Annotated in this window: 1 protein-coding gene; it reads right to left on the bottom strand. The window is 31.3% G+C overall.

Translation table 11 applies throughout. From position 1 onward, the window contains the following. Positions 1-919 (bottom strand): ATP-binding cassette domain-containing protein (locus KI356_RS14480; RefSeq protein ID WP_212935735.1); only part of this gene is annotated, 919 nt, incomplete at both ends.

Genomic DNA, 919 nt, shown 5'->3' with positions numbered 1-919 from the left:
CATCTATTAATATTTGACCTTTCTCTGGTTGGATCAATCCCATTAAAACATCAATTAATGTACTCTTCCCAGCTCCCGAATGTCCCACAATAGCCGTCATACTATTGATCGGTATTTGTACATTAATATTTTGAAGTGCATATATAGATTCTTGCTTATTATAACGAAAGTAAACATCCTTACATTCAATACCTTGTGCTATACAAATCGGCTTTATATGTTTTTGCTGATGTATATCCTGCATTTCAATCGCTTCATTACATTCCTCTTGTAATTCCCATAATGACTTAAAAGCAGGAATGCTTGCAGCAAGCTGTTCTAAATTTGACTGAATTGTCATAAATCGTGGCCATAGTCTCGAAAAAATGAGTATGATTAATAGTAATTGAGTGGGTTCAGATTTAAATAATTTAATAGATACAAAAATAAGCATTGCAATTAATACTGACGATGTAATCTTATAAAAAAGCTGAGAATGGTTTTTCAACCTTATGAATTCAAGCTGCTCTTTCTCTATTTTCTCACACCAATTATCTAACCATTTATACCTAGCATCCTCCAGCATATTACTCTTAATATCTTTCACACCGTTAAAATGATCGGTTATCCCTCCAATATATCCCCTTGCTATCTCAGATGTTTTATTCCCTAATTCCCTTGACTTTTTTATAAACCTTCTTGAAAAATATGCCAATATGATTCCCGCAAATAAAACAAAAATAGTTATTTTCACGGATAACCATATTGCAATTCCTATTTGTATAAATGTAAAAACAAGCGAAGTTATTATCTGAAAAAATATATTCGTTCCATTTGTAACTCTTCCTAGTTCTTCCGTTAAAGTAGAAATCAAATCAGTTTTTCTCTTTTTTACAAAAAAAGTCCAATTAGCTTTTAATAAAGACGCATATGTCTCTAG

It is taken from the genome of Bacillus hominis, assembly GCF_018332515.1.
Classification (GTDB): domain Bacteria; phylum Bacillota; class Bacilli; order Bacillales; family Bacillaceae_G; genus Bacillus_A; species Bacillus_A hominis.
Note: the sequence above shows the minus strand (reverse complement) of the source record. Positions and strands in the feature narration are given on the sequence as shown.